Source organism: Bradyrhizobium sp. 31Argb (assembly GCF_043638955.1).
Classification (GTDB): Bacteria; Pseudomonadota; Alphaproteobacteria; order Rhizobiales; family Xanthobacteraceae; genus Bradyrhizobium.
This window is the reverse complement of sequence record NZ_JBEGDB010000305.1, coordinates 1-9,173: the sequence shown is the minus strand read 5'-3', so window position 1 is coordinate 9,173 and position 9,173 is coordinate 1. Positions and strand designations below refer to the sequence as shown.

Genomic DNA, 9,173 nt, shown 5'->3' with positions numbered 1-9,173 from the left:
GGAAAGCCGGAATGCTTCGGTTGAACCTGTGGTCCTACCCCCGTGCTTTTTGTTGCACGGGACCCATGGGTGCAACCAGCACCCGGCTTTCCCTGCGCCCTCTGATATCGAGGAGGGTGGAAAGTAAAGCAAAGCTCGGGCGCATCGCGTCGCGAGAACGTGAGTTCACATCCTCACGCTGTTTGACATTTGCATCAGAACTCACCCCCGCGTCGTCCCGGGCTTGACCCGGGACCCATAACCACAGGCCTGTATGATGTGCTCCGCTGCAACCACTTGCCGACGCCACAACGCCTCCCTGTGGTTATGGGTCCCCGCCTTCGCAGGGACGACATCGGTAAGGTGGGCAAAGCGGAGCGTGCCCACCATCACGGGCGGAGTGCTTGATGGTGGGCACGGCACTTCGCGCCTTTGCCCACCCTACTCGCGCGCAAACCCTCACGAGATCAGGCTTGCGATCCAGCCCTTCTTCTCGCCTGCTTCCGCCGGCGCCGCATCCGGCGTCCCGCCTGCCGCAGCGGCGAAGCGCGTGAAGAATTCGCCGGCGAGCTTTTTGGCCGTGGAGTCGATCAGCCGCGAGCCGAGTTGCGCAAGCTTGCCGCCGATCTGCGCATCGACCTCGTAATGCAGCACCGTGACATCTGCGCTCTCCGCCTCCAGACGCACCGTCGCGCCGCCCCTGGCGAATCCGGCGACGCCGCCGGAGCCTTCGCCCGAAATGCGATAGCTATTCGGCGGATCGAGATCGGATAGCGTCACCTTGCCGCCGAAGGACGCCTTCACCGGTCCGACCTTGATGACGACGGTCGCGGTCATCTCGGTCGGCGATGTCATCTCGAGCGCCTCGCAACCCGGAATGCACAACTTGAGCACCGCGGGATCGTTCAGCAACGCCCACACCTTTTCCTTCGACGCGGGGATGCGCTGGCTATCGTTCATCTGCATGATCAGTTCCTTCAGGTCACCTCAGGCGGACACCGGCAGGCGCTGGCCGCGCCGCCGCTCGATCGTGATCTCGGCCAGGATCGACATCGCGATCTCCTCCGGCGTGATGGCGCCGAGGTCGAGGCCGGCCGGCGCCTTGACGCGGTCCACAAGCGAAGAGTCCACGCCCTCGCCGATCAGCTTCGCGCGCAGCGAAGCCATCTTGCGACGGCTGCCGACGAAGGCGTGATAACAGGCATCGATCGCGACCGCTGCGCGCAACGCGGCTTCGTCGCCCTTTCCTTGCGTCGACACCACAATGAAGCGCTTGGCGTCGTTCAGCTCGCCCAACTGGAAGCCATCGATCCGCTCGTCGGCATCCGGCTTGGCGGGAACATCGGCTGCGGGCGCGGCGAGCGTGACGTGATAGCCGAGCGTCCGCGCCTGCGCGGCAAGCGACATCGCCACCGGGCTCGCGCCAAAAATGATGAGCGAAGGATGCGGCAGCACCGGCTCGACGAAAATATCCATGGTGCCCTGGCTCGGGCACATGTTGCTGGCGAAGCGGATGCCCTCGCGGCTCTCGCCGGCCTTGACGCCGAGCTCGGCGAGCAGATCCTGCGGTTGCACCGACACCATCCGCGGCGCGCCGTCGGCCAGCGCCTCGCGCGCCGCCTTCAGCACCGCGGCTCGCGCGCAACCGCCGCCGATCCAGCCCGCGACGATGGTGCCGTCAGGCGCGATGATCGCCTTCGCGCCGGCCTTCGCCGCCGTCACCGAGACCGTACGCACCACGGTCGCGAGCACAAAGGCCCGCTCGGCCGATTTCATCTGCGCGACCAGGTCCATGACTTCGACATGAGCAGTCATCGGAAATCTCCTCTAGAGCTTCGCCAGATAGGGCTCGAGCGCGCGCAGGCTCTGCAGCGTATTGGCGGGCGCATAGAGATCGACATGCGGCAGCGCCGCCTTGATGCCGAGCGCCTCCGGCGCATAACCCTCCCAGGCCATCATCGGGTTGAGCCAAACGATGCGGCGGCAGCGCCGTGCAAGCGCGGCCATCTCGCGGCCGAGCAGCGCTCGCATCGCCGGTCTCATAGCCGTCGGACACGATCATCACGCAACTGCGCGAATGGATGACGCGCGCGGCATGCCAGCGGTTGAACGTCTGCAGGCTCTCGCCGATCCTTGTGCCGCCGCCCGCGCCCTGCGCCATGATCGAGAGCCGGTCGAGCGCGCGGCCAGCGTCCTTCTCCTTCATGGCGTCGGAGACGTAAGCGAGACGGGTATGAAACAGGAACGCCTCGGCCTCGCGGAATTCGTCGAGCACGCCGTGGATGAAACGCAGGAATACGCTGGTGTACATGCTCATCGAGCCCGACGCATCCAGCAGCACGATCAGCCGCAATGGCTTGTCCTTGCGCTGCCGCTTCACCAGGCTGATCGGCACCCCCCCATGGCTGATGTTGCGGTGGATGGTGCGGCGGAGATCGAGCCGGTAGCCGCGCCGCCGCGCGAGGTCCCGTCGCGTCAATCGCGTGCGCATGACCTTCGCGAGTTGCGCTGCAGCCTCGTGGGCCTGGGCGACCTGTTCGGGATCGGCGAGCTTGCGGAAATCGACCTCGGCGAGATTTTCCGCGCGCGAGGCGCCTTCCATCCGTCCCTCGCCGCTCTGCCCCTCGGGCGCATCGTCGGACGACGGCACTTGGTCGGTCACCGACTGGCCGCTCGGTTCAGTCTGGCTATCCTGCAGGCGCTTGAGCGACGGGCTGTTCGCCGCCTGCCCCGACGCCATCGTCCGCGGCCGCGAGCGCACGCGCCTGCCGAGCCAGAACGCATCGAACAGCCCGTCAAACTTCTCCCAATCCGACTTCCGCGCCGAGAACAGATGCTTGAACGCCGACCGCAACAATCCGGGCCGCGCCGCATAGCCTTCGGCCATCAGCGCCGCTGCATCGCGGCCCTCGGCAAGGCCGATGCGAAAGCCATTGTCGCGCAGCGTCCGGAGGAAGACGGCGAGCCGTCCGGAGACGAGGCGCGAGACCTCGTCGATCTCCTCGAAGCCCGGATTGGTGCCACAGCAGCTCATGCGACCTTCCCCAACAGCCGCCGCGTCACTTCCGGCGTGAAGCGGGCGCGATCCTCATGAGTCTTGAGCAGGCAGATCAACGTCTCATGCACCGTCTCGGGCGCATCGTTGAGATCGCGAATATCGAGGCCAACCAGCGCGGCAGCCCAGTCCAGCGTCTCGGCGACGCCGGGGACCTTGCGCAGATCCTCCTTGCGGATCGCCTGCACCATGCGCGCGATCTGCAGCGACAGCGACGGGCTCGCGTTCGTAATCCGTGCCAGGATGATGCGCGTCTCGCGATCGACATCGGGATAGTCGACGTAATGGTACAGACAGCGTCGCCGCAATGCATCCGAAAGCTCGCGCGTGCCGTTGGACGTCAGCACGACATGCGGGATGGTGATGGCAGAGACAGTGCCGAGCTCAGGGATCGAGACCTGGAAGTCCGACAGCAGTTCGAGCAGGAACGCCTCGAACTCGTCATCGGCGCGATCGATCTCGTCGATCAGCAGCACCGGCGCCTGCGCGCGGCGGATCGCGGCGAGCAGCGGCCGTTCGAGAAGATACTTCTCGGAGAAGATCCGATCCTCGACCGCGTCGGCGTCCTCGCCATGATGCGCCTGGATCGCCAAGAGCTGCCGCTGGTAGTTCCATTCGTAGAGCGCGGCCGACTGGTCGAGCCCCTCATAGCATTGCAAGCGAATCAGCTCGGTCGAATACGCCTGCGCCAGCGCTTTCGCGACCTCGGTCTTGCCGACGCCCGCCTCGCCCTCGAGCAGCAACGGACGCCGCAGCAATTGCATCAGCGAGATCGCGGTCGCAAGCTCCGCATCGGCGATGTAACCCGATGCGGCCAGCGCTTGCGCGATCTCCTCACGTCCCTTCATCTAGGCGACCGCTCCGAGATTCTTTGCCGCCTTCCAGTTGCGCCAGAAATCGTGCGGCATCTGGATGTGGGTCGAGCCCAGGAACGAGAAGGCGTCGTTGACAGCGTTGGAGAATGCTGGCACGCCGCCAACATTCGGGCTCTCGCCGACGCCCTTGGCGCCGATCGGATGATGCGGCGACGGCGTCACCGTGAAGTCGGTCTCCCAGTGCGGGGTCTCGACCGCGGTCGGCATGAAGAAGTCCATGAACGAGCCGGTCACGACATTGCCGGTGTCGTCGTAGCGGATCTCCTGGCCCATCGCGATCGCAAAGGCTTCGGTGAGCCCGCCATGCACCTGGCCCTCGATGATCATCGGGTTGATGCGCGTGCCGCAATCGTCGAGCGCATAGAAGCGCCGGACCTTGTACACGCCGGTGTCGACGTCGATGTCCATCACGCAGAGGTAGGCGCCGAACGGATAGGTCATGTTGGGCGGATCGTAGTAGCTCACCGCTTCCAGCCCCGGCTCCATGCCGGGCGGGACGGAGTTGTAGGCCGCCCAGCAGATGTCCTTCATCGACATGAACTTCTCCGGCAGGCCCTTGACGCGGAAGCCGTCGATATCGAACTCGAGATCGTCCTCGTGGACTTCGAGCTTGTAGGCGGCGATCATCTGCGCCTTCGCCTTGATCTTGCGCGCCGCCATTGCGATCGCGGCGCCCGCAACCGGCGTCGAGCGGGAGCCGTAGGTGCCGAGCCCGTAAGGCGCGGTGTCGGTGTTGCCCTCCTCGACCTGGATGTTGTCGGCGGGAATGCCGATCTCGGTGGCGATGATCTGGGCCCAGGTGGTCTCGTGGCCCTGGCCCTGGCTCTTGGTGCCCATGCGCGCGATGCCCGCGCCGGTCGGATGCATGCGGATCTCGCAGGAATCGAACATCGCGATCCCCAGGATGTCGCAATTCTTCGACGGGCCGGCGCCGACGATCTCGGTGAAGAAGGACACGCCGAGCCCCATGATCTCGCGGGTCTCGCCGCGCTTGAACGCCGCGCGCCTCGAAGCCTGCTCCTTGCGGAGCGCGGCGTAGTCAGTCGTCTCCATCATCTTGCGCATGGCGGTGTGATAGTCGCCGGAATCGTACTCCCAGCCGAGCGCCGAGTGATACGGGAACTGCTCCGGCTTGATGAAGTTCTTCAGCCGCAGCTCCGCCGGATCCATCCCGAGCTTTTGCGCCAGGATGTCCATCGCGCGCTCAATGCAATAGGCCGCTTCCGTGACCCGGAAAGAGCAACGATAGGCGACACCGCCCGGCGCCTTGTTGGTGTAGACGCCGTCAACAACGAGATGCGCAGTCGGGAAGTCGTAGGAGCCGGTGACGATGTTGAAGAACCCCGCCGGCCATTTCGACGGATCGGCGCAGGCATCGAAGGCGCCGTGGTCGGCGAGCACATGGACGCGAAGGCCGGTGACCTTGCCCTCCTTCGTCGCGGCGACCTCGGTCGTCATGTGGTAGTCGCGCGCAAAGGAGGTTGCGGTCAGGTTCTCGATTCGATCCTCGACCCACTTCACTGGTTTGCCGGTGACGATGGAAGCGACCGCCGCGCAGATGTAACCCGGGTAGGCACCGACCTTGTTGCCGAAGCCGCCGCCGATGTCGGGCGCGATCACGTGGATCTTCTGCTCCGGCAGTTTGGCGATCAGCGACACCACGGTGCGGATCACGTGCGGCGCCTGGAAGGTGCCCCAGATCGTCAGCTCGCCCTTGACCTTGTCGAAGGAGCAGACGCACTGGCAGGTCTCGAGCGGCGACGGATGGGTGCGATGATAGGAGATCATCTCCTTGATCGTGACCTCGGCCTTGCGGAACGCCGCATCGGTCAGGTCCTTGTCGCCGACGGTCCACTCGAAGATGTGGTTGTGGTGCTTGCGCGGCCCATGCGCCCCGGTGGTCTTGCCGGCGAGATCCTCGCGCAGCACCGGCGCATTATGGTCCATCGCCTTGAACGGATCGATCAGCGGCGGCAGCGGCTCGTATTCGACCTCGACCTTGTTGATGCCGTCATCGGCGGCGTAGCGGTCGGTGGCAACCACGAACGCCACCTCCTGGTTCTGGAACAGCACCTTGCCATCGGCCAGCACCATCTGCACGTCGCCGGCGAGCGTCGGCATCCAGGCGAGGTTGACGGTCTTCAGCGTCTCGGCGGTGATCACCGCCAGCACGCCCGGCACCTTCAGCGCCTCGTCGGCCTTGATCGCCTTGACGCGCGCATGCGCATGCGGCGAGCGGACGAAATCGCCATGCAGCATACCCGGCAGCTTGACGTCATCGACATAGTTGCCCTTGCCTTGCGTGAAGCGGATGTCCTCGACGCGCTTGCGCTTGCAGCCCATGCCTTCGAGTGCGGCGGTGCGTTGTTCCCGCGTGGGAGTCATGTCGTTCATTCCGCGGCCTCCTTGAATTCGACATTGTTGAGCTTGGCGGCGGCGTATTGGATCGCCCTGATGATGTTCTGGTACCCGGTGCAGCGGCAGAGATTGCCAGACATGCCCATCCGGATGTCCTGCTCGGTCGGCGACGGATTCTCCTGCAGCAGCCGATGCGCGCGCATGATCATGCCGGGCGTGCAGAAGCCGCATTGCAGGCCGTGCATCATCCGAAAGCCTTCCTGCAGCGCCGAGAGCGAGCCATCGGGATTGGCCATGCCTTCGATAGTCGTGATCTCGGACCCATCGGCCTGCACGGCGAACACCGTGCAGCTCTTCACCGACATGCCGTCGAGATCGACGGTGCAGGCGCCGCAATGGGTGGTCTCGCAGCCGACATGGGTGCCGGTGAGCTGCAGGTTCTCGCGGATGAAGTGCACGAGCAGCGTGCGCGGCTCGACCAGGCCTTCGACCTCCGCGCCGTCGACCTTCATGGTCACATGTGTCTTTGCCATCTGTTCTCTCCCTCTACACCGCGCGGCCAGCGGCGCGCTGCAGCGCTCGCATCACCATGATGCCGCCAACATGCTTGCGGTATTCGACCGGACCTCGGGTATCCGCCGCCGGCGCCATGATCGCTTCCGCGGCGGCCGCGGCTTGCTTCAGGGTGGCCGCGTCGAGACTGGTGCCAATGACGGCATTGGCGGCGTCGGTCGCGAGCAGCGGCGTCTCATGCAAATTGGTCAGCCCGATCGCGCAGGTCGCGACCTTGCCGCCCGCCATGGTCAGCACGACGGCCGCGGCGGCGGTGGCGTAATCGCCGACCTTGCGCTTCAGCTTCTCGTAGGCGTAGCCGTGACCGGCCGGCGGCACCGGAATCGAGATCGACGTCAGGATTTCGCCGGGCTCGAGCGCGGTGAAATAGGCGCCCTGGTAGAATTCGCTCGCCGCGACCTCACGCTCACCGCCTGGTCCGCTGAGCCGGAAATTCGCGCCAAGCACCATCATCAGCGCCGGCATGTCGTTGCCGGGATCGCCATTGGCGACATTGCCGCCGATAGTCCCGCGGTAGCGCACCTGGGGATCGGCGATCAGGGCCGCGGCCTCCTGCAGAATCGGCAAGCTTTGCCGGATCTCCCCGGAGACCAACAGCTCGTGCTGAGTGGTCATCGCACCAATCACGATCGTGCTGCCATAGTGGCGGATGCCCTTGAGATCGGCGACATCGTGAAGGTCGACCAGATGAGCTGGTGTGGCGAGCCGCAGCTTCATCATCGGCACCAGGCTGTGTCCGCCCGCCAGCGGCCGGGCGTCATCGCCCAGATCGGCCAGCAATTTGACCGCGTCGGCCAGGCTTGCCGGCCGGTGATAGCTGAAAGGTCCCGGAATCATCGTTTCCTCCAATCGTCCTTTGGCGCCGGTCGGGCGCGTGGACGTTGGCGGGACGGTCTCTCCGGTTTTTCCCGACCGCAATCGCTCGGGCACGGAATGGGGTTTTTCGCACGAAATGCGGATGGCGAGACACGAATTGCGTCAACCGCCGCGACCTATTTGCGGGAGCCGGGCCTAGGCATGGCGACGGCTGAGACCGAGTCGCGCCTTGACCTCGGCGATCTTGGCGCGGCTGACGGGGACGCGATGCGGCGACGAGCCGCCGAGCTCGATGATCGCGCCATCGCCCTCCCTGCGAACGAACGCCACATGCGGGATCGCGACGATGTGGCTGCGATGCACCCGCATGAACAGCGCGGGATCGAGCTGCGCCTCGGCCTCGGAGATCGACCACGGACACATCCGTTCCCGGGTCCCGTCATGGACCCGGGTATAATGAGCATCGGCCCGGACGCTGCGCACATCCGCGATATCTATAAAGTGTGTGCCGTCGGCGCCTTCCACTGGCAGCCGCGGCGCGGGCGCCGGACGGGGCGGCCGGCCGACACCGCCGAGCGGTGCCATGCTCATTCGCGGTGCAGCAACGGCCGCGACCGGTTCAGGCACAAGCACATCGGCCGGGGGCGCCAGATCGCCAGCCATGGCCGGAACCAGATTCTGCCGTCGCGGCTCGGGCACCAGCGACAGCAGGAAGCCAGCCGCGATCACGAAGCAGAGCACGGCAACGATGATAGAAAGGATTTGTTGCGACGCAGCAAGCCCGCCGCCGAGATGCTGATGCACTCCCGCCGCAAGCGGCACGAAGTGCATCCCGGCCATCGCCGTGTAGTGCATGCCGGAAACCGCGACTCCGAAGATGATCGAAGTGACGACCAAGCGAAAGCCCTCCTGCTGTGCCAGGAAGGCACGCAGGCCGCCATAGGCCGTCACCATCGCAACGATCACCGACAGCAGGACGAACACGTCGTCATGTTCGATCGCGAAATGACCGGACAGGCCGTGGATGCCGACATAATGCATGCTGGCAATACCGGCGCCGAGCAAAACGGCGGACGAGACCACGCGCTTGAGCGAAGGCTCGCCGATGCTGACGAAGAACAGGGAGATGCCGACCACCAGCGCGCAGATCAGAAACGAGATGATCGTAGGCAGGACCAGATAGACGGTGTCGGGCGGCAGCGGCGCGGCCAGCATGCCGACGAAATGCATGGTCCAGATGCCGACAGCCAGAAACGCGGCGGCGCCCGCGAGCAGGATGCGGTTGCTGCCGCCCGGCGTGCCGCGAATCCGCGCCGCCAGGCTGAAGCCCGTATATCCACCCAGGATCGCGATCGCCACCGACAGCGCGACGAGATAGGGATCGTGTCCTTCGAACATGCTCGTCTCGGCCGCCCGTCTCCACGGGCTGGCCCCTCCCTATGTCCGTCGTCAGATAATTTGAGACAGATCAAGCTTTTCGAGAAGGGAGGCTCTGGCTCATCAGGGGTTAGAGTTTA

At 65.2% G+C, this 9,173-nt stretch carries 7 protein-coding genes and 1 pseudogene; all 8 read right to left on the bottom strand.

The genetic code is table 11. The features are described from left to right. Positions 1-438 precede the first annotated feature (438 nt). Complete coding sequence (locus AAFX91_RS35285; RefSeq protein ID WP_130584388.1) at positions 439-945, bottom strand: carbon monoxide dehydrogenase subunit G; 507 nt, start codon at positions 943-945, stop codon at positions 439-441. A 21-nt stretch (positions 946-966) separates the two neighbouring features. After that, a complete protein-coding gene (locus AAFX91_RS35280) occupies positions 967-1,794 on the bottom strand; it encodes an XdhC family protein (RefSeq protein WP_394569618.1) in 828 nt (275 codons plus the stop codon). Between the two features lie 12 nt (positions 1,795-1,806). Next, a pseudogene (locus AAFX91_RS35275) lies at positions 1,807-3,013 on the bottom strand (VWA domain-containing protein). Continuing rightward, the gene (locus AAFX91_RS35270) at positions 3,010-3,882 is read right to left on the bottom strand and encodes a MoxR family ATPase (RefSeq protein ID WP_130582085.1); all 873 of its coding nucleotides are present in this window, start codon (positions 3,880-3,882) and stop codon (positions 3,010-3,012) included. Before AAFX91_RS35270 ends, AAFX91_RS35275 begins: the two are co-directional and overlap by 4 nt. Next, on the bottom strand, positions 3,883-6,303 hold the full coding sequence (locus AAFX91_RS35265) for an aerobic carbon-monoxide dehydrogenase large subunit (RefSeq protein WP_394569617.1): 2,421 nt from the start codon (positions 6,301-6,303) through the stop codon (positions 3,883-3,885). Next, a complete protein-coding gene (locus AAFX91_RS35260) occupies positions 6,300-6,800 on the bottom strand; it encodes a (2Fe-2S)-binding protein (RefSeq protein WP_130582083.1) in 501 nt (166 codons plus the stop codon). The genes AAFX91_RS35265 and AAFX91_RS35260 overlap by 4 nt, the downstream gene beginning before the upstream one ends. Positions 6,801-6,813: 13 nt before the next feature. Continuing rightward, positions 6,814-7,677, bottom strand: a complete 864-nt coding sequence (locus AAFX91_RS35255; protein WP_130582082.1) for a xanthine dehydrogenase family protein subunit M — start codon at positions 7,675-7,677, stop codon at positions 6,814-6,816. Positions 7,678-7,851: 174 nt separating this feature from the next. Further along, on the bottom strand, positions 7,852-9,054 hold the full coding sequence (locus AAFX91_RS35250; RefSeq protein ID WP_394569616.1) for an MHYT domain-containing protein: 1,203 nt from the start codon (positions 9,052-9,054) through the stop codon (positions 7,852-7,854). Positions 9,055-9,173: the final 119 nt, after the last annotated feature.

Bases quoted from the DNA above. Each gene is read 5' to 3' on its own strand.
- AAFX91_RS35285 (WP_130584388.1), bottom strand. From the start codon at position 945: ATGCAGATGAACGATAGCCAGCGCATCCCCGCGTCGAAGGAAAAGGTG.
- AAFX91_RS35280 (WP_394569618.1), bottom strand. From the start codon at position 1,794: ATGACTGCTCATGTCGAAGTCATGGACCTGGTCGCGCAGATGAAATCG.
- AAFX91_RS35270 (WP_130582085.1), bottom strand. From the start codon at position 3,882: ATGAAGGGACGTGAGGAGATCGCGCAAGCGCTGGCCGCATCGGGTTAC.
- AAFX91_RS35265 (WP_394569617.1), bottom strand. From the start codon at position 6,303: ATGAACGACATGACTCCCACGCGGGAACAACGCACCGCCGCACTCGAA.
- AAFX91_RS35260 (WP_130582083.1), bottom strand. From the start codon at position 6,800: ATGGCAAAGACACATGTGACCATGAAGGTCGACGGCGCGGAGGTCGAA.
- AAFX91_RS35255 (WP_130582082.1), bottom strand. From the start codon at position 7,677: ATGATTCCGGGACCTTTCAGCTATCACCGGCCGGCAAGCCTGGCCGAC.
- AAFX91_RS35250 (WP_394569616.1), bottom strand. From the start codon at position 9,054: ATGTTCGAAGGACACGATCCCTATCTCGTCGCGCTGTCGGTGGCGATC.